The following is a 20668-nucleotide window of genomic DNA, read 5'->3' on the forward strand; positions in this document are numbered from 1 at the left end:
TCTGACTAAAATATTTCTTGTCTTTTTTAATGAGTTTTTATTTCTTAAAGTAAAGTCCCATTTTTTTCATTACTTTATTTAAGTTTTTATTTGCAATATAGCTAGCTTTCATAGCTCCATCATCAGTGATTTTGTCTACTATTTTTAAAGCTTCATTATATTTAGATTGAATGTTTTCAAGTAAGCATTTAACTTCAGTTGCAACTGCTTCTTTAAATTGCTTGTAGTCTGCATCCTTGAATTTTTCTGCAGCAGCTTCAACAGAAATATCTGTTAAAGCAGCGTAAATATTAAGAAGGTTTAAAATTCCAGGTTTATCTTTGGAAATATATACTTTACCTTCTGAATCAGTTACAGCTTTCATAATCTTGTTATAAGCTTGTTGTGGATTTTCTAAAAGATAAATTGTAGATTTAGTTCCGTGCTCACTTTTAGACATTTTAGCTGTTGGATCAGTTAAAGATTTAATTCTAGCACCTACTTTTGGTACGTATCCCTCTGGTAAAGTAAATAGCGTGTTATATTTTGAATTTAATCTTTCGGCAATATTTCTAGTTAATTCTAAGTGTTGAGTTTGGTCTTCACCAATTGGAACAATATCAGGGTTATATAAAAGAATATCGCCAGCCATTAAAGTTGGGTACATTAATAAGTTAGTTGGAATCTTGTTAGTTCCGTTGGTTTGTTTTAATTTGCTTGCTTTATCTTTGTATTGTGTCATTCTTTGCAGTTCACCAACAGTGGTTTCAGAAGCACAAAGTCATTGCATCATCGCGTGTGCTTCTACTTGTGATTGGTAGAAAATTGTAGCTTTTTCAGGATCAAGTCCACAAGCTAGGTAAAGAGCAACAATTGTCTTACGACCTTTTCTAAGTTCTGCTGAATCTACTGTACCTGTAGTTAAAGCGTGTAGGTCAGCTACGAAAAAGTATGATTCATATTGGTCTTGAAGTTGAATAAAATTACGGATTGCACCAATATAATTTCCAAGAGTTAAATCTCCTGTTGGCTTAATTCCGCTCACTAATTTTTTTTGCATAATTTACCTCTAAAAATTTATTGCTTTAATTATATTAAAATATCACTTATTTAATGATTAAAATTGGATTTGAGTAGTAATATTTTTCCTTTGAAATTAAAAATAATTATTTTCTATTAATAACTTATTTACTGCACTGAAAATCCGCAAAAGTCGGTATAATTAAAACAATTATGAAAAAAATAAGAGATTTTTTTGATTTTAAAACCGCTGAAATGAAAATTGCCGAAAAATCATTAAAGAAAATTAATGAGATTGAAAAAATCGTTGAAAAATTTACTGACGAAGAATTACAAGCTCAAACTCAATTTTTCAAAGATTTATTAGCTAAAGGCTACACTCTTGATGATATTCGAAATGATGTTTTTGCCGTTTCACGTGAAGCTACAAAACGTGTATTAGGAAAACGTCCATATGATGTGCAAATGTTAGGTGGTTTATTACTTGATTTAGGTTCTGTTGCGGAAATGAAAACTGGTGAAGGTAAAACAATTACCTCAATTGCACCAGTTTATTTAAACGCACTCTTAGGTAAAGGAGCGATTGTTTCAACAGTTAATGAGTACCTTAGTGAGCGTGATGCTGAAGAAATGGGACAAGTGTTTAACTTCTTAGGTTTAACAGTTGGAATCAACAAAGCTCAAATGGATCCGACAAATAAACGTGAAGCATACGCTTGTGATATTACTTATTCAGTTCACTCAGAATTAGGATTTGACTATTTACGTGATAATATGGTTAAATCACCAAGTGAAAAAGTACAACGTGGATTGCAATTCTGTTTAATCGATGAGGTAGACTCAATTTTAATCGATGAAGCTAAAACACCGTTAATTATTTCTGGTGGTGAACAAGAAGATATTTCTAGTTACTTTGCAGCTGATCAATTTGTGCGTACTTTAGGGCCACAAGATTATGTTATTGATGATGAATCTAAAGCGATTAACTTAACTCACTCAGGGATTGCGAAAGCAAATGCATTTTACAAAGTAAAGAATTTATACGATATTGAAAACTCTGAAACAGTTCACTTAATTTCTAACGCTTTAAGAGCTCACAAAGTTATGCGTTGTGATGTTGAATACATCGTGCGTGAAGGAAAAATTGAACTTGTTGATGCCTTTACTGGTCGTATTATGGATGGTCGTAGTTATTCAGAAGGACTTCAACAAGCATTACAAGCCAAAGAAATGGTTGAAATTGAACCTGAAACAAAAACTTTAGCTACAATTACATACCAAAACTTTTTCAGAATGTTCAAGAAACTTTGTGGAATGACAGGAACAGGTAAAACTGAAGAACAAGAATTTATTGATATTTACAATATGCGTGTTAATGTTGTTCCAACAAATAGACCAATTGCTCGGATTGATGAACCAGATGCTATTTTTGCTACATACGAAGATAAGTGAAATGCAGCTGCTGATAAAATTGCTGAGTTATACGCAAAAGGGCAACCGGTTTTAGTCGGGACTGCTCAAATTGAAGATTCAGAAATCTTACACAAAATTTTAATTAATCGTGGTATTCCTCATACAGTCTTAAATGCAAAACAAAATGCTTCAGAAGCTGAAATTATTTCTCAAGCTGGTCAAGTAAAAGCTGTTACTATTGCTACAAATATGGCTGGACGTGGAACTGACATTAAACCTTCAAAAGAAGCAATTGCCTTAGGTGGTTTATATGTGCTTGGAACCGATAAAGCCGAATCACGTAGAATTGATAATCAGCTTCGTGGACGGAGTGGACGTCAAGGTGATGTTGGAACAAGTAAGTTCTTCGTTTCTCTTGAAGATCAATTAATGCAACGTTTCTCAAACCACGAAAGTTTTGTTGATGCTTATAAAACTGAAAAAGGTAAAGAAATCACAAATAAAAACTTACGTTTTGCATTTAACCAAGCTCAAAAGAAAATTGAAGGATTTAACTACGACTCACGTAAATCTGTTTTAAACTATGATGACGTTATTCGTCAACAAAGAGATCTTATTTATTCACAAAGAGATTTAATCTTAAATAGCTTTAATGTTGATTATATTGTTCGAAGAATGATTGAATCATCAGCTAAATCAATTGTTCGTAGCGGAGAATACTACTTACATAATAAAACTTATAATTATGAAGCTTTAGTTAACTTCTTAAATGAAAACATCGGTAAATTGGTTAAATTCCATTTTGATTTAAATGAAATTCAAAAAATTCACGAACATGATTTACCAGAATATATTTCAAACGTAATTTTAACTGTTTATAAACACTGAAAAGATAATGCGGTTCAAAATGCTTCATTAGAAGAAGTTGAAGCAATTGAGAAAGATATTATTTTATCTACTTTAGATGAAAAATGACAAAAACATATTAACAAGATGGACAAATTACGTTCAAACGTTAACCTTGTGCAATATTCACAAAAAAATCCATACCAAGTTTATACTGAAGAAGGAACTAAAACCTTTAACTATATGCTTGAAAACATTGCATATGGTGTAATGCTAAAAATCTTTAGTCATAGAATTGGAAAACAATCAATCATTACTAAAGATATTAGAAATGATGAAGTATTCCAACAAATTGCTCGTACTTACTACTTCGATCCATATTTAGATATTGAAACACAAGAACAACAACTTCTTGACCTATACCACTCAATTAAACGTCGTTTAAGCGAAATTGAAGAAGAAGCAAAAGAAGAAGTTAAAGAGGAAGTTGCAGAACCACAAGAAGAGCAACCAAAAGAAATTGAGCCAGAAGTTAATATTGAAGTGAAATCACCAGTTAAAGTTGAAATTGATGAAAGTATTTTCTATTCACCAGTTGGAAAACAAATGGAAGAAGATAGACTTCTTGGTTTACAAAAATCATTAGATAATAAAGAATATGAAAGAAAACAACTTTTAATTAAAATTTCACACTTACAAAGTGAATATGAAGCAGCTTCTGCAAGATTTGAAGAAGAAGGAACAGTTGGTGGTGCTGCTTTAATTTATGGTACAGCATTAATAAATCTTGAAGATGCTAAAGCTGAATTAAATGAACTTGAACAACAAATTCGTGATATTGAAAAAGAACTTAATTTAAATCAACAATTAGAAGATAATGTTGCTGAAAATAGTTTTATCGAACAACAAGCAAATCACGAAGAAATTGTTGAAAAACCACAAGTTTCTAAAGCTGAACCACAAGAAAACGAATTAACTCAGCAAGAAGTTCAACCTGCTGCTCCAAAAAAACGTGGTAGACCTAAAAAAGTTCAAAACCAAGAACCAGCAAGTGTTGAAACTAAAAAGGTAAATAAAACTAAAGCTAAAAAAACAACTACAGAAGAAACTGTTCAAACCACACCTAAAAAACGTGGTAGACCTAAAAAAGTTCAAACAGAAGAACAAACAAAAACAACTACTAAAAAAGTAGTAAAAAATAATGCTAAGTAAATTAAAAGAAAAAATGCGTTTTGAATTTAAATCAAAACGCTTTTATACTATTGTTTGTTCTTTTGCATTATTTTGATTAGTTTTATTCTTACTAATTTATTTTTTAGGTTATAAAAACTATATAAACGTAAAAGTATCACAAAGATTGCTTGATAGTTTTTCGGTTTCTTCACTTATTGTTTTTCTTATTGATTTATTAATTCTAGTTTTTAAATGAGGGTTCTTAAGACACACAATCAACAAAACCAAAGAAACATTAGATACAAATAAGAAGTTTCGCAATGAACGTAAAATGAAGAAAATGACTCCAGAAGAAAAAAGAGTCTTTCTTCGAATGGAAGAACAAAAAGCAGAAAAACAAAAGAATAAACCAATAAAAAGTAACTTTGGTTTTTACTTTGTTTTACTTATTTCATTTATAATTACATTACCTTTAATTATCGTATCTATTTGTTTTTATGTTAAATAATAAGTTTAATTAATTATTGCGTATCCTAGAGTTATTTAGGGTACGTTTTATTTTGCTGTTGTCCTGCTATTATTAAACCAAAAAGGCATAAAAAAAGTTCCAGCCGTAACTGAAACTTCTATTTAATAGTGACTATTTAACTTGACCAACTTCTGTTGTTGTTGTGTCAGCTTTCATTGATGTGTTTGTGAATTCAAATTGGTTGTGTTTTCCTTCATTAAGGATAATAACAACTGGATCTGATACTAATCCTTTTTCTTTGATTAATTCTAAATCAACTTCAGCAAGTAAGTCACCTGCTTTAACTTTATCACCTGTTTGAACTTTAGGTGTAAATCCTTCACCTTGAAGTGATACAGTGTTAATTCCGATGTGAACTAAAATTTGTACATCTTCTTTTGTTTTAATTCCGTATGCGTGTTTTGTAGGGAATACAAGTGTAATTTCCCCTTCAACTGGTGAATAAACATTTCCTGTTTTTTCAGCGTCAAATTGAACTGCGAAACCATCTCCCATTGCTTTTGATGAAAAGACTGGGTCAGCAACTTCATTCATAGGAATAATTTTACCTCTAGCTACTGTTGAAATTGTAACTGGGTTAATTAATTCTTCGTATGTTTGTGGTTGTTCTGAAGCTTGAACTGCTTCGTTAACAGCTTCAAATTCATCACTTTGAGTTAATTCTTGGTTTTTAGCTAAGTAATCTGCAAGAACTTGTCTTTGTGAATTAATTTTAGCGTTAATTTGTTCAGCAGCTGGTCCGAAGATTGCTTGTACGTGGTGTTCACCAACGAATTGAACTCCGAATGCTCCTGCTGCTTTTAATTTATCTACACTAACTTTATCTTTGTCTTTAACGTCGTATCTTAAACGTGAAGCACAGTTATTAAATGCTGTAATGTTATCAAGTCCACCCATTGCTAAAACAATATTTAAAGCTTGTTGATCAACACCACCTTCATTTGCTTTAGCAGCTTTAAAGTCTGCTTTTGTGAATAATTTAGTGTTTCCACCTCTACCTGGTGTGTCAAGGTTTTTGTATTTAATGTATCATAAGAAGAATCCGAAGTAGATAGCTGAGTATGCTGGACCTACAACAAGTGGTCATCAGAAGTGTGTTCCTTTTTGAACGTTAACAGCTCCGTAGATAAGCATATCAAGTAATCCACCTGAGAATGCCATTGGGATGTGCACTGACATTAAGTTTGCTACTAAGAATGATGTAGCAGCCATAAATGCGTGGAATCCTCAGAATAATAATGGTGATAAGAATAAGAATGTGAATTCAATAGGTTCTGTAACCCCTGTAATTAATGATGTAAGACCTGCTGGAAGTACAGTTCCTAAAGTAACTTTTCTGTTTTCTTTAGGTGCTGCATATACCATAGCTACAGCAGCAGCTGGTAAAGCAAACATCATAATTGAGAACTTACCGTCCATGAATCTACCAACTCTGATTCCTAATTGGTTTGCTAAGAAATCAAATACTGGAATATCTCCAATTGTGTTTTGTTCGTATTTAATAATGTTAAGTGAGATTGTTGAATCTCCAGCTAAAACGTTAGCATTTGTAGTAACGAAGTTTTGGAATGATTTGAAGTTATCTGAAGCAATTAAAGCTTGTGCATCAGCTAATTTCATTCCGTGAATAATTGTGTCAGCTGCTTTGTTTTCTTTTGTTGCTTGTGCAACAGCGTTAACAAAGTTTGTAAGTTCAGCATCAACGTCACCACCAACTGGTGTGTATCATAATGTAGCGTAGAATACGTGGTGTAATCCGAATGGAACTAACGCTCTTTCTACGTATCCGAAAATGAATGAGTCAACGTATTTAGCTGATCCTAAAGCTGAACCGAATTTACTTAATCCGTAACCAACTCATGGTCAGAAGATTAAGAATAAGAAAGCTAAAACAGTCATTGCTGGAACAGCTGCAAGTGCAACGAATCTTTTTCCACCAAAGAATGAAATAGCAGCAGGTAATTTAATTGTGTGTAATTTTACGTATAAGTATTGCATTACAAGACCAACAGCAATACCTCCGAATACTGATGTTTGAAGTGATTTAACTCCAAGTGAGTATCCAACTAATTTTGAAAGAGATTGAGGATCTCTACCAGCACCACCGAAAAGAACTTTGTATCCTTCGATAGTTTTGTTAACTACAACGTTTGTTCCATTAGATGAAACAACTGCTGAAAGTTTTTGTCCTGTAGTAGTTACAAAATCAACTGATTTAACTACAGCACCATTTGTAAGTAATGAGTTTAAGTCTGTTAATTGGTTATCAACTAATACTTTCATATTATCGTTGATTACTAAGTGACCGTCAACCACTGAAATATTAAGATTTGCAAAATCAGGTGATAAATATGTTTTATTAGATGCAGCATCATTTAATAATCCAATTGTGATGTTTCAATCTTTACCTGATTGTAAAATATTTGTGTCTTCGTTTACCATTTGTGAAGCAGGTTGATCGAAAATAAATACTGACTGAATAGATACGAAAACTAAGTATCCAATAATAGTAGCAAATACCGCAACCCCAGCTTCATCAGTAAACGCAATAACGAATGCTACTGCGAATAATAATGGTAATGAGTAGAAAATAGGGTTTCCTAATTGAGTAATGAATTCACCAAAGATTCTAAGGCTTTCATTTTGTCCTGCGTTTGAACTAATCGCAGCACCAATTCCTAAGAAAAGTCCACCAATCGCCATAACTGAGATTGGAAGCATAAAAGCACCAGAAATTTTTGATAAAACTTTCTTTACCTTATTTGAACCACTATTATTCTTGCTTTTTTCTTGCTTTTTACCTTTAGCAAAAAGCTTACCTTTGAATAAAGTGCTCATGGTTTCCTTTCTGTATATTAATTTAATATTCGACAATAAACATATAGACATAATATTATTTATATATGCATATGCAAAAAATATTTTACTCAAAAAAATCACAATTCCAACCATTATGAAAACATAACCATAAAAAAATGCTAAATGTTTCCACATTTGCATTTAAAAAATGATATTTTTATATCTTTATAAGTTGTTGAAAGCCTATTTTTCTAAAAACTATGAAAAATTTAGTAAGACAGTCGCAGAAATTAATCGAACAGCAAATATTAATCTTGATGATATCTTAAAGTGAAATTCATAGAATCAAAACAGCACTCAAAACTAATTGAGTGCTTTTGTTTTTGAGTTATTCCTTGGTAGGTAAGGTAAGAGTAATTTACTATGTTGTTTAATTTAACTTAAAAGGTGAGATACTTAATTTTATTTAAGTATAATTAATTTAATATGACTAAAAGCAGTAATAAAATAAATAATTTAGAAAAGAACATTTACCGTACATACGATAGAATACAAAAATTATTTGATGAGACTAAAAATATATCAATTTATGTTAATTCGTGTATTTATCATAAAGAACATAAATGTGAAAATAAATTAATTTTGTTTTTAGATGATAAATTTATTCCACATTCATTAGGTATTCAAGACTTACCGATATGTTATAAACTTAAAGCTGATGAAATGATTAATTTACTAAAAGAAAGAAAACTTAATATTACGAAATTATTTAATAGCAGATGAAAAAGTAATAAAGAAGTAATTTTTGGAAAATTAATATCTAAATTATCTGCTTGAAATCATTTTTTAAATGAGTATGAGAATTCAACAAATAAAGGTGAATCATTTACTAAATTCTTTAATTTTATTGCAGTTAATGAAAATAAAAATAGTAAAGTAAATAACTTTCACGGTGAAACAGTTTTAATTCATCAATCTAAAAACTATTGAATTTCCTTTGATACAACTTATCACGATATAATAAAACCTAAATATCAAAACAATAAATGTTATATTTTCTTAACTTTAAAATCAATTAAATATGGTTCATTAAATAGTGAAAAATATAAGTCATTAGAAACCAAGCCCAATATCAAATACGCTATTAGAATCGGTTTTTTCAATAAAAAGAGTTAATTTTTGATATAATATATATGCTTATTTGTTGTTCTATTATTAGAACATACTGTAGTCGTTTGCAGTCACTAGTTATCGGGTCAATAAGTGTTATGTTATATGCGATAACGACACCAAGAATTGAAACGACAAGCAAGTGTTAGTTCACTTGCTTTTTATATACTTTTAAACCTAAAAAAGTACAAAAACAGCACTCAAAATTAATTGAGTGCTTTTGTTTTTTTAGTTATCTTTATCGTTCTTTCAAAGTTTAAAACATTTTATTTTTTAAATAAATGTTTTAATTTATTGTATTCATCATTAATTTTTGGGTATTCATATTCGTTTGGGTTTTTAAAGTGAGTTAACACAGCTTGATAAGAATTAAAGAGCAAAATTTTATCAGCATTTATTTCATCGCTTCGTTCAGTAATTAATTTATTTAAATCTATTTCGTAATTTTGTTGTTCTCATTTAAAGTTCTCTAGATTATCTGCTCACGTCACATCCACAACTTTTCATCTATTATCTAAAAATACTTCATTATATGCGTGTACTTGTGAGTCTAATTCAAGAAGTGAAGCAGTCTCGATGTTTACTGGAATATTTAAAAGCGTTAAAGCATAAGCAAAATTTAAAGAATATGAAAGACATTGTAAATCTTTTGAATTTTCAAAAATAGATACTGGAGAAAATATATGGTTATCGTTAACATTAACTTCTTCTCTTGTATTTTGTCTTAATGAACTATTATATAAATAAACTGCGTTAGTACAAATAAATAATGCAACAGCTTTAATTTTTTGCTCATCAGTTCAATTTTTAGAAATAATCTTTGGTAATATCTTTTTTCATTGTTCCATTCAAGGTTTAAGTACATCAATATTTTTTGCATTAGTCTTCAATACTTTAAAAGATAAATATTTATTAACATAAAAATTAGGTAAGGAGAATAAGTCTAATAAACGTATGTCAAAATCAGAAACTGGAAAGTCATTTGAATATGCTTCGTAGTGTTGTTCGGTTATTCCTTGGTAGGTTGGTTTAGAATAATCAATTGTATCCTTAATTTCTAATGCATCAAGCATTCTTTCTCTATTTGCACCTGTATATTTTTTATAATCATTTAATGCAATTACATTTTCATCTTTAATTGCATCGATACTATCTTTAGGATCGAATTTAATTCATTTAATAGAGTGGTAATACTTAATTCATTCAAGCATATTTTCATCGCTAAATTCGAACTTGTCTTTTGATGTAAAGGAGATAAATTTAGTTGGTTCAATACTGAATTTATTTTCATCATCAATTCCCCAGCTGATATATTTAGGTTTTGAATTGTTTTTGTAATTCTTAATAAAAAAGTTCAAACGTTGTTCTATTTGATATCACAAATGATCTTCCGTAGTGAAGTAATCTCTTAAAGACATTAGCTCTTTTAAGATTGCTTCGTGAATTATATTAGATGCATCCTTATTTTCTAATAAACCAATTAAGCTAGTGTAATACAAATCATTTATATTAATTTTGCTAAATTTATTTTTTATCAGTTGAAAATTATTTACATAGTTAATTAAACTTTTATACTCTGCTTCATCTTTGAAATTATTACTTTTTGTTTTTAACTTTAAGCTCTCTAGTTTATTTTCAATTAAAAGGTTAATCTCTGCTAATTTTTTACTTTTAATTAAACTTAATTTATTTTGTAATAAAGCTAAACTTTCTTCATTATTTTTAATTAATTCTTGTTGTTTTACATCAACACAAGAGATTAAACTAACTGGTGCAGAAGCAATTACACCACCTAAAAATACTCATTTTAAAGCTTTCATAACTCTTACTCATCCTTTTTTATATAATTTTTATATATAAAAATTATATAACTTTTTCTAAATATTTAAGAAAAAAAGCACAAAAACTGTGCTTTCAAATAAATTACTTAACTAAATTAATATTACCAAATTTAGGGACTAAAATTGCACTATTGAAATCTGCACGTACTCGGTGAAAATCAGCATCAAACTCAACTCCATCGCTTTCATCACTATATCATCCGTAGAATTGATGATTATCAACAGTATTTGGTTTTCATATTGTTCGTACATATTCTAATTCATTTTGTAAGTCCAGTGCTGGTCCACTATCTTTTGAAATTGAAATAGTTTTTTCGGTATGTTTGATTGTATATTCAGCTGGTGAGTTATATTCTTGTGTACTTAACTCCATAAATCCTAAAACATTATTTTTGTCTTCACCGAACAATGGAATATAAACTAAAAATGGAAATTCATTTACAGTATATGTTAAGCTCTTTTCAATATTATTTCAAATTACATTACCTTTTGTACCGACACCTTCTCCCATTTCCACGACAACTGAATTTTCACCATACGCACTTGCTCTTTGCTCTAATAATTTTCAATTCTTATGCATAACGAAGTCTTCATCCACTCTAAATTCATAATTAGCACTTCACGTACTGCTATATGAATCTTTAATGTCTGATGATAAAAAGTATGAACCACCTAAATCGTTTGTATAGTTAATAAATAAATTTCGTGGTGTAATAGTTCAATTGTTAATTTTATCAATTGACTTATCGAGCATATTTCCACTTTCATCTATTCAAAGATTAGTGAAGTTATGCGATGTGTGGTAATACAAGTTATTAAAACAGTTTTCTCATTCTCTGGTTGAATATTCTGCAGAACTATTTCCTAATAATGAATGTTCGAACCAGTTATCTCAAATAGCTGTTTTTGAATGTTCCACAACCTTTGGTTCTGGTACTGGTTTTGGAGTTGGTTTTTCTTTTAATTTTTTAATTTCGTTTTGTAAATCATCAACCTTTTTTTGTAGTTCATCTGCTCTTCTTTTTTCAGCAAGATAATCGCTATATCAATATAACCTATTATTATTTGCATTGTTTGCTTCATTATTAGCTCTTGTTGTCTCGCTATTTGCAATATCTTTAATAATTCCAGTTAAAGTTGAATAAATCTCATTTGTTTTAGTTAAATATTCGTTAATTTTATTAACTTTATCAGTGGTTTTTGCATTAGCTAGAATATCAGCAACTACCTTGTTTTTTAAATTAGCAAAATCATTTGCTTTATTATTTTTATTTGTTGAATTACTTAATGCGTTTTGAATTTCACTAATTTTATTTTTAGCTAAATCAAATTTAGCTTTTGCTTCGTTTAATACCTTATCAATTTCTGCATTATTAGAATTTGATTCTTGTAGTTTTTGTTTTAAATCATTAATCTCTGCTGTTTTACTTTGAATTTCTTTAACTTTTGCTTGCAGTTCTTTTGATTTACTATCTAGCTCTAATTTTTGGTTCTCAATTTCAACTTTATTTTCAGCTAAAATAGCATTATTAACTTCATCTAATTTATCTCTAACTTCGTTAAGTTTAGTTTGTAATTCATTAATTAAATTACCGTTATCACTTCCTATATTAATTGAGTTAGTATTAAACTTATTTAATTCATCATCTAACTTTTCAAGTTGAGCTTTGAATGGTTTTACTTCTGTTTATTTATTCATTAATACTTCTTTTGAAGTAAAAACAACACTGTTAAAATTGTTGCACAGTTAGAAATTAATTGTTTACTTAAAAAAGGTGCTCTCAATGAGCACCTGATTTTGTAGTTTAATACATTTTGATATTTCAATTGTTTATTTTTAAACAAATTAAATTTTCACCTTTGATATTTCTTAATTCTTAGTGTATTTGTTTAAGATTTTGTTTTGTGTAGCTAAAAATTGATTTTCAATGTTAGTAGATATAATTATGTAACCTAAAACTATCATAATAAATGGTAAACCCAACATTAATATTATGAAAATTTCAAAGCTAGCAAATCCGTTTTGTAATACCATAAATCAAATTATAAAAATTAAGTATGTAATTATTAAAGTAAAAATACTACTTAATAAGTATTTTTTAATTTTAATATTAGATTTTATCTTTAGTTCGTTTAATGTTTTTGTTTGTTTTAAATCATTAGAAAAGTTAAAGTAAACATAACGAGTAGCAGAAAGATATTTTGATTCTCTAAAGTTTAATGAGGCATTAAATTCATTAGTATTTTTATTACCCATTTCTAATTTACTAAAGTTGTATACACCAAGCGGAATATAACCTAACAACAATATACAAATAGCAATAGGGATAAGTATCGAAATTGAAATATATAAATAGTTAGTGTAAATTAAAGTAAATATAAGTATTATTTCTATGATTGTAATTATTGAAATGTTTAATAAATTTCAAACAATTTTTCCTTTGTTTTTTGCATAATTATTTAAAACACCTTGCGATTTTAAATTATCTTTAATTTGATGTGTTTGATTTGTTGAAATTAAATCATCACAATTTAATAATTTGCTTTTAAAACGATTTGCTTTTATTAAAATCAAAATTAAGATAATTAAGTCTAATACAAACATTATGCAAGTAATTGTAATTCCAACGTAATTTAATATTTTGGTGTTTACGATGAATGTAAAAATCATATTAAAAACATTAAAAAGAAATAGTTCAAGTACAAAGGTTGCACTAATATATAAAGGGAATAGAATTCTTTTTCTTCAAATTTGAGTGTTAATAATTTCTTGATACAATTCCTTATTAGTTCAATTTTCGACTCTTGCTAAATTTATTAAAAACTCTTTAACAAATGAAAACATTGTTATTTGATTATTTTGTATTTTTTTTAGATTGAAAATAATGATAAAAACTAAACAAATTAGAAAAGCTAGCAAAATAGACATTAGAATATAAAATAGTAAATTTTGAGTGATTGATGTTGATTTAATAGTGTAATAAAGCGTGATTGTAGCTGCTAAAATATTAAAAGTAATTAAAGTAAATAATAAAGAATATCAAACGAATAAGTATCGATTTTTAAGTATAAATAAGTTTTTAAGTTTTTCCATTTTAATGTTCCTTAATTAAATTTAAAATATCTCTACCTACTTGATATTCCTTAAAAAAGTCTCGATTATTAATATCAGCAACTCCAAGAGAAAAGATTTTAATTAAGCTATTGATATTTTCAGATATATTTTTACTTATAATTTCGTCTTTGAATAAAATTCTAAAAATCATTTTTAAATTTATTAATGATTCAACAACTCTAAAATTAATATATCTTTTTTCAAGCTCTGTAAATTTATGTGCATTTTCTACTTTTTGTGTTTTTATAGCCATAGAGTATCAAAAATTGTATCTATCAATTAGTTTTACAAATAAATCCATAAAGTTATTAGAATATGCTAAAAAATCATCGGTTAAATTCATCTCTCTTAATACATATGATTGTAAATCAGATAATTTGTTATCTGTTTGTCATTGTGTTGGTTTTTTATCATAAATATTTGACTCTGCAGATATTTTTCATATTTCTAATAGTAATTGAGCAATTGATGCAGAACTTTCTTTTTTACCTAAGAATTCTGGAAAATAGGTATATCTTCAATCTTGTTTAACTTCATTTTGTTTTGGTACCTTATAACCTTCACAAAATTCAGAACGACTTTTTTCAAAAATTCATTTAAAAACTAATTTGATAAATTCATTTTCCAATTTGCTAATAAATTCTGTTTCATTTGTTTGCAATGATTTTTTAAGTTCATTTCAAAAATAATTTGGATTCTCTAACTCTTTTCTAAACTCTTGTCACAAATGAAATGATGATGCATCCTTTATGGATGTATTAAAAATTTTACCTATAATTTTTTCGATATCAGATGCAACTAACTTAAATATTTGATTATCAAGTAAATGCGTTAATGTTGTGGTTATTCCGTTAATAGTTATTCCATTAATTCCTTGTGTAATAGCATTAAAAGGCATTAAGAAATTAAAAATTGATATTAAACCTTGAAGTGGTTGGTGATAATTTTTATATCTATTATTAGGTTCATCATAAATTTTTTGCAGTTTATCAGTAATTTCTGATACTTTAGTTTGATATTCAACTATTGTGACTATTTCGTTAGGGTAAAACGATCTGGTTGATATGTTTTTGTATTTTTCTCATAAAATATTGACTTTTAATAATTTTGCACAATAATTTATAAAACTATTTTTATCTTCATTATTTTCTAAATTAGTTCCAAAAATATTATTTATTAATTCGATATTTGAATTTTTTAATATAAATAAATATAAAAGTAAAGAACGAGAAATATTATCTGATTCAAATCAATTTTCAGTAACTGATTTATTGCTATCAGACTCAGTTGTTGTGTTATTGATACTTTGAATTGATAATGTCCCAAGATTAATTAGACTTATAATATTGCTTTTTAACATAACTTCTCCTATTATTTATCTATAAAAATTATACTCTTATATATTTTGTTCTTTCTATACTAATAAGCAAATAAGTTAAAAAATAGATTTTTGCAAATAAAAAATTATTTATTAATTGAAACTGAATAATTTGTGAATGTAAATTTCAGAAAAACTGAAAAGTGTTCCAATTTTATATTACGTGATTGAGCTTAATATATAATTAGTTAACCAAGTATAAAATTAAGAGGAGTAAAAAATGAAAAACAATAAACACGTAATTATTTTAATTAATGGAAAAAGAAGAAGTGGAAAAGGACTTCTTAGTAATAAATTAAAAGAAAAATGTGAAAAAGAGTTTGATAATAATGTCAACATTTTATCTTTTGCACAACCTATTAAGCAAATTACTGAACCAATTTTAGCTGCAATTAATTGAAATGGACAAGATAAAGAAATTGTTCGTCCTTTATGAATTGCAATGGGAGAAGTAGGTAGAAACATCGACAATAATGTTTGATGTTCAAAAGTATTTGACAAAATTATCGAAATTGCTGGAGAGTCTTCAAAAGCAAATAAAAATAGCTTGTTCTTAATTGATGATTTACGTTTCCCTAATGAACTTGACTTTTTCAAAGGGAATAAACAACGTTTACAAAATGTAGTAAAAGAAGGTGATGAAGTAAGAATTATTTCTATTCGGATTGAAAAATTTATGGATGCTCAAAAATTTGTTCCTGGAGTTGATGATAACTCAACAGAAACTAGTTTTGATAAATTAGTAAATATTTGTTTTGATCACATTGTTCCTATGGATGTATTAATTAATCGTGATTGAGCTCCAAACTTCTCTAACGTAGAAATAATGGCTGATGTTATTATCAGTAACTTTTTAAAATAATGGCACAACGTAAATACTATAACAAAAAGGATTATTTAGTTGATTTAGAGAATAGGGTGCTAATTTTAGGACCTGAATTATATGAAAAATTACATTCAAACAATAAATGAACCAAATATAAAAAAATTGGTGGAAGTTCAATTGGTGATATTCTATTAAAAAACGAGCCATTTAAATCTGAGTTTAGTGCTTTTTGTCACATTACTAGACTAAAATTACCAGTTTTAGCTGAAAAATATGTACGAGCAGGTACTGTGCTTGAACCAATTATTTTTGATAAATTAAGAGAAAATCAACCAAATAAAAATGTTGCTAAAATTATTAACTATGTAGCTGCTGATTATAATTATGATTATTTTGACGGTTTAGATCCAATTTTTGGTGGAGTACCTGATGGATATATGTGTTCTTTAAAAGAATTAGAACTTAAAAAACAATTGGATGAAAATCATCTAGCTACTCAGCAAGCGATTAATTTAGGTGATTTATCACTTGCTAATTATTTAAAAGAACAAAAAGTACTCTTAGAACAAAAATATGCTGAGCTACATAAAGAAGGTGTGATTTTAGAAATTAAAACAGCAGGTCAAAAGAAAATGGAAAAATGAGATGCTGGTGAAGTTGATTTATCATACCGTAAACAAAGTCAACTTTATGCATATTTAAATGGTAATTTTAGATATGTCATTGTAGCTTTATTTTTAGAAGAAGAAGATTATATCGATCCTGAAAAAGTAAATTTAGATCAAAGAAATATGAGAAGTTATAAATTTACAATCAATGAAAATGAAGTTAAAGATGACATTACTACCGTAAGAAATTGATACACTAAATATACTAATACCAATATTTCGCCACAATTTGATTTAAATAAAGATCAAGATCAAGTTGATTATTTATTATGTGAAAACGAAACACAGTGAGCAGAACTGCTTGATAAGTGAAAAAAAATCGGCAAAGCAGATGCAGACAAAACAATTTAGTAAGCTTAATTGCTTACTTTTTTATTTGAAAATTACTAAATAATGCAAGAAATTAGTGTTTGAAAAGAATTATAATTTTTATATATAAGATTAATTCAGAAAGAAAAATATATTATTAGTTTATTTGAATTGTTTTATATTTATATAAATTAATAATTATTTTCTAATACATAAAATTTATTAGTCACTTTGTTGATAGTTCTACTAATCACAGCAAAGTAACTATTATCAAATAGGAGATGAATATGAAAAAACTAAAATCTCTTATAACTAATATAGGGTTACTAACTCCTTTTGCATTAACACCTATTGTGATTTCATCATCATGTCAAAAACGAACAAAACCATCTAAAGAACAGCTAATTGATTTAAAAAAGATCGAAATATTTAACGAAGATTCTAAACAATATATTAATAATAGACATTCACAAGATATAAAATCGATTAATTTATATATTTCTAGCATAAATAATCAAGTTTTTAATAAATATAAACTAAATTATATAGATGCATCAAATGTATCTAAAATGTATGATTGAGAATTAATTCGTAATGTTCTTTCAAGAATTGATTATTCTTTAAGTTATTGAAAACAAATAAATAAAGCAGCAAAAGATAAAGTTTGAATTAATTATTCTCAAATTGTTTTCCCTATTTTAAAAAACTTGAAATTTGTTTTTTATAAAGGTTTTGTTTCTGGAGATATTAATGACTGAACAAAACAAGAAGCACAAGAACACTGACTAAATATCAATTTAACAAATAATTATTTTTTACTCTTAAAAAATTTTTTAGATCAATTGATATTGCCTAAAGAGTTTATTCCGCCTGAACCACACGATCCTAGACTACCAGTTCCAAATAGTTTTATTTATATATCAGACTATGATGATAGATTATTGAAGCAAAAATATCGTGACTTAAATGTCCAAGAGTTGAATAAAAAATTTTTAGATGATTATAAAATTTACTATGACTTTTTTGATTTTTATAGCCCTATTAACAGCTCTAATCTATCTAAAAACAGTTCTGATCTAAAAATTAAAAACACCATAAAGAATAAAAAAAGAAATAATAGTCAAAATGACTTTTATCAAAAAGTGATTGATAAATATTTAAAAAATATTAGAATTTACTGACCGATTTTAATTGATTATTTTAATTTTACAGATCGTAATAATAATGTTTTTAACAACAGAAGAAACGATTTGTTTTATTACCGTTTTGATTCGATAAATTCAGATAATCAAGACAGCAAATTTGATATTCAAGAAATAAAAGTAAATCAAATTAATCCTGCCTACTTAACCGATTTGTATCAAAAATTTAGAAATGATATTAGTGATGAAACTAATATAGAGAAAAATTATTATGAAAAGTTCTTTACCACCTTGCGTAATGCAATTGAATTTAATCTTTTAGATCCTACATATTTGACTTTTATTTTTAATAAAGAACAAATAGAAAAACAAAAAGTAGATTACTGAAAACTTCTTGAATTAAACAGAGAATTAATGGATGACAGTACTAAAGAAAAAGCTGCTAATGATTATTGAAATGCATTTACTAAGATTAAAAAGAACTTAATTACTAAAAACAAAAAATATCCTAAGGTTTTTGAACTAGATATTTTAATTAATAATGGAAGTTTTTTAAATTACAAAGATTTTAATCTAGATATAGATTTAAGTACAAAAACTATCCAAGTAATTGTTGATAACATCCAAAAAACTGATTTTACATACAATACAAGTTTTATGCAATTTCAAAAGGTTTATTACGATTTCTTTAAACATTTTTCAGAACAAGTTCCCCAAAAACTGAATAAAATAACTAGCGAAGAATTTAATCTAGCAATGATTGATAATGCAACAAAATTAATAAAACCTGTCGAATGAAAAAACCCATTTAATAATAAAAAGTGAAATAAAAAATTCTACATCGCACTTGTTGACTTTAAAGACCAAATCAAAGATTTATCTGAATTTAAGATAGAATTAATTACTAAAGAAATAAAACGTTAAATTAAAAAATAAAAAGCTGTCAACCAGGCAGCTTTTTATATTAAAGATAATTATCTATAGCAAATAAAAATTATTTTTCAGGTGTTGCAGTTGAATTGTTCATAAATACTCAACCTAATTCTTCGAGTAATTTATTTGCTTTTTCAAAGTTGAATGCACTTTGTCCAAGTGCTTGTTTTACTCAACTACCGTAAGAAGTGTTTCCAGGGATTAAAATGTAACTTGCTGAAAAGTCTTCTTTTTCTCAAGATTTAGATGTTGGGTTAAAGTACACAGATTTGTTATCTAAGCTTGTGTTTCCGAATAAAACACCATATCCGTTTGCTTGATCTGTAAGAGCTTCTACAACTTGAACTGATTTAATACCTTTTTGTTTTGAGAAGTTATCGTTAAAGTCTGAAATATCATCACCTACTCTCATAACAACTTTAAATTGCACTTGTGCGTTATTAATTGTTAATTTGTGAGTATTGATGTAGTGCATTCTTTCTTCTTTTGAAACTTTTACATTTCTGTTTGTTTGACTAAATTGTAAAGAATCACTTGGTTTTTCTGTACCTTGCATTCATCAAATTCATTCAGGCATTAATTTAGCTTCCAATCCTAATTTTTCTAGGTTTTGTTTTGAAGCTTCAACTTCACCAAGAATTTTACCGTCAGCACTTGTGTTTTGGTTTCTGTTTGAGTTGTACATTACAACTCCACCTTTAGACCATACGTGTTTGATAAACGCAATCGCACCAGCAACTTCTTTTGAACTTGCTTCTGAAACGAATTTGTGTCATGTGTCTAAACTAAATGTTGTGTTGTTTGCAACTAAGTAGTTTTGGTAAGCGAAGTTATTTAAAACTGTTTCATCTAAGTCCATAAATACTACAGGAACGAATTTACCTTCTTCTGTAGCAGTAACTGCAACTTCGTTACCTGAAGTGTTGATATTTGTAAGAGATACATTTGGTTGAGTGATCATAGCATCAAAAGCAGCTGTTGCTTGTTTGTATACTTCCACACCCATAGCGTGTTTTTCTGCTGAAACACTATTTCATGTATTTGAAGATGTTAGGGCTACTGAGTTATATCTTTTTAACGCTTCTTCTAATTGTGTGTTAGCAGCAGTTAATTTAGAATTTGCATCAGCTAATTTTGCTTCTAATTCTTTAACTTTTGCGTCATTTTCACCATTATTACATGAAACCGCAACCATTGGTGTAATAGCAGCTGTTGCACTACCTAAAGTTAATAATAGTTTTGAAAATTTATTCATTCTTAATTCTCCTTAAAATGTTATTAATTGTAAATAACAATTTGATTATATTCTTATTTAGATTGCATATCATAACATATAGTACTCATCAAGCATATGATTAGGCATATTTTAACTTTTAAGACTAAAAAATAGTGATATTTGTATTTTTTAATGACAAAAATAAAAATATGGAAAGTTTTCACTTTTTAATATTTTTATAGATTTATGTTATTAATCTTTAAATACTGCTATTACTATATTTTTTTTAATTTATAATATAAAAAATTATT

Annotated in this window: 14 protein-coding genes; 7 read left to right on the top strand and 7 right to left on the bottom strand. The window is 27.5% G+C overall.

From position 1 onward, the window contains the following. Window positions 1-37: 37 nt before the first annotated feature. Entirely contained in the window at window positions 38-1039 is a 1002-nt protein-coding gene (gene trpS, locus ACPYPZ_RS01660; protein WP_426461596.1) for a tryptophan--tRNA ligase, read from the bottom strand. Between the two features lie 173 nt (window positions 1040-1212). Between trpS and secA the strand changes: the two genes are divergently transcribed. Both secA and ACPYPZ_RS01670 read left to right on the top strand, forming a co-directional pair. Beyond that, on the top strand, window positions 1213-4470 hold the full coding sequence (gene secA / locus ACPYPZ_RS01665; RefSeq protein ID WP_426461597.1) for a preprotein translocase subunit SecA: 3258 nt from the start codon (window positions 1213-1215) through the stop codon (window positions 4468-4470). Further along, a complete protein-coding gene (locus ACPYPZ_RS01670) occupies window positions 4460-4939 on the top strand; it encodes a hypothetical protein (protein WP_426461598.1) in 480 nt (159 codons plus the stop codon). The genes secA and ACPYPZ_RS01670 overlap by 11 nt, the downstream gene beginning before the upstream one ends. A gap of 132 nt (window positions 4940-5071) precedes the next feature. On the opposite strand, the gene ACPYPZ_RS01675 is transcribed toward ACPYPZ_RS01670, so the two are convergent. Further along, window positions 5072-7798, bottom strand: a complete 2727-nt coding sequence (locus ACPYPZ_RS01675; protein ID WP_426461599.1) for a glucose PTS transporter subunit IIA — start codon at window positions 7796-7798, stop codon at window positions 5072-5074. 447 nt (window positions 7799-8245) lie between these two features. On the opposite strand from ACPYPZ_RS01675, the gene ACPYPZ_RS01680 reads away from it, so the two are divergent. After that, window positions 8246-8935 (top strand): hypothetical protein, encoded by a 690-nt coding sequence (locus ACPYPZ_RS01680; RefSeq protein ID WP_426461600.1) that lies wholly within the window; start codon window positions 8246-8248, stop codon window positions 8933-8935. Between the two features lie 260 nt (window positions 8936-9195). On the opposite strand, the gene ACPYPZ_RS01685 is transcribed toward ACPYPZ_RS01680, so the two are convergent. Both ACPYPZ_RS01685 and ACPYPZ_RS01690 read right to left on the bottom strand, forming a co-directional pair. Continuing rightward, a complete protein-coding gene (locus ACPYPZ_RS01685; RefSeq protein WP_426461601.1) occupies window positions 9196-10749 on the bottom strand; it encodes a hypothetical protein in 1554 nt (517 codons plus the stop codon). 103 nt (window positions 10750-10852) lie between these two features. Further along, complete coding sequence (locus ACPYPZ_RS01690; protein WP_426461602.1) at window positions 10853-11524, bottom strand: hypothetical protein; 672 nt, start codon at window positions 11522-11524, stop codon at window positions 10853-10855. A 439-nt stretch (window positions 11525-11963) separates the two neighbouring features. Between ACPYPZ_RS01690 and ACPYPZ_RS01695 the strand changes: the two genes are divergently transcribed. After that, entirely contained in the window at window positions 11964-12521 is a 558-nt protein-coding gene (locus ACPYPZ_RS01695; RefSeq protein ID WP_426461603.1) for a hypothetical protein, read from the top strand. A 119-nt stretch (window positions 12522-12640) separates the two neighbouring features. On the opposite strand, the gene ACPYPZ_RS01700 is transcribed toward ACPYPZ_RS01695, so the two are convergent. Then, window positions 12641-13864: a hypothetical protein gene (locus ACPYPZ_RS01700; RefSeq protein ID WP_426461604.1), complete on the bottom strand. Its 1224-nt coding sequence runs from the start codon at window positions 13862-13864 to the stop codon at window positions 12641-12643. 1 nt (window position 13865) lies between these two features. After that, window positions 13866-15245, bottom strand: a complete 1380-nt coding sequence (locus ACPYPZ_RS01705; RefSeq protein ID WP_426461605.1) for a hypothetical protein — start codon at window positions 15243-15245, stop codon at window positions 13866-13868. 238 nt (window positions 15246-15483) lie between these two features. Here ACPYPZ_RS01705 and ACPYPZ_RS01710 point away from each other — a divergent pair, with 238 nt between their 5' ends. The 3 genes from ACPYPZ_RS01710 (at window position 15484) to ACPYPZ_RS01720 (ending at window position 19132) form a co-directional block, all read left to right on the top strand. Further along, window positions 15484-16125 (top strand): hypothetical protein, encoded by a 642-nt coding sequence (locus tag ACPYPZ_RS01710; protein WP_426461606.1) that lies wholly within the window; start codon window positions 15484-15486, stop codon window positions 16123-16125. Then, on the top strand, window positions 16125-17108 hold the full coding sequence (locus ACPYPZ_RS01715; protein WP_426461607.1) for an MAGa7180 family putative nuclease: 984 nt from the start codon (window positions 16125-16127) through the stop codon (window positions 17106-17108). The genes ACPYPZ_RS01710 and ACPYPZ_RS01715 overlap by 1 nt, the downstream gene beginning before the upstream one ends. Before the next feature lie 245 nt (window positions 17109-17353). Then, complete coding sequence (locus ACPYPZ_RS01720) at window positions 17354-19132, top strand: hypothetical protein (RefSeq protein ID WP_426461608.1); 1779 nt, start codon at window positions 17354-17356, stop codon at window positions 19130-19132. A gap of 70 nt (window positions 19133-19202) precedes the next feature. Here the strand turns inward: ACPYPZ_RS01720 and ACPYPZ_RS01725 are convergent, their stop codons facing one another. Further along, window positions 19203-20396: an HAD family acid phosphatase gene (locus tag ACPYPZ_RS01725; protein WP_426461609.1), complete on the bottom strand. Its 1194-nt coding sequence runs from the start codon at window positions 20394-20396 to the stop codon at window positions 19203-19205. Window positions 20397-20668 lie beyond the last annotated feature (272 nt).

The sequence above is a fragment of the Mycoplasma hafezii genome, assembly GCF_049942695.1.
Classification (GTDB): Bacteria; Bacillota_I; Bacilli_A; order Mycoplasmatales; family Metamycoplasmataceae; genus Mycoplasmopsis; species Mycoplasmopsis hafezii.